At 37.0% G+C, this 616-nt stretch carries 2 protein-coding genes; both read right to left on the bottom strand.

The genetic code is table 11. From position 1 onward, the window contains the following. Positions 1-29: 29 nt before the first annotated feature. Positions 30-230 (bottom strand): cellulase N-terminal Ig-like domain-containing protein, encoded by a 201-nt coding sequence (locus BWI92_RS29025; RefSeq protein ID WP_176464573.1) that lies wholly within the window; start codon positions 228-230, stop codon positions 30-32. 95 nt (positions 231-325) lie between these two features. Next, positions 326-616 (bottom strand): hypothetical protein (locus BWI92_RS27640; protein ID WP_176464572.1); only part of this gene is annotated, 291 nt, incomplete at its 5' end.

Genomic DNA, 616 nt, shown 5'->3' with positions numbered 1-616 from the left:
TGATTTCGAAAGGATGAGACTCTCCCAACTTATCCACAGAGAGCAGATATTTTCCTTTTTTTCGAAACTAGAAAATCTATTTCTTGAGTGTATTTTTCAGAAAATGGACTTTTAATCGCCTCTTTTATTTTTCCTTTAAATACAACTTTTTTTGTTTTCTGGTCGATAAGTTTAAAGTTCTCGATAAAATCATTCTTTTTGGGCTGCTGTAAAAGTAAGCTCTGATTCATATAAAAAGGCATAAATACCTAGATTTTCAATGAGTGGTTGGTATTGCTGGTAGAACTCCTTTGCTTTGGATATAGATAAATCACTTAAATCCTGCTCAGCACAGGTTGAGCAGGATTGTGCCTCTGTAAATCCACGACGATAGAAGCTTGCAAACAAATTGATGAACGCCTGTTGAGTGTCCATTATAGCCCAAAGGATTTTTGACCTCAGATTCAATATACTCAGCGCCTTGGTTGATGGCGTCCTTGATATCGTCAGGGCTCGGATTAGGTCCGTTGAAGAGTACCTGTGTCACTCTGGCATCTTGAATGACTAAGGATACCTTTTGGTTTCTTGAATGAAAGAAGTAAGTCTGGCTTTTGAGCTTATTATAAATCTCAATTAG

Source organism: Flectobacillus sp. BAB-3569 (genome assembly GCF_002270355.1).
Taxonomy (GTDB): domain Bacteria; phylum Bacteroidota; class Bacteroidia; order Cytophagales; family Spirosomataceae; genus Flectobacillus; species Flectobacillus roseus.
Note: the sequence above shows the minus strand (reverse complement) of the source record. Positions and strands in the feature narration are given on the sequence as shown.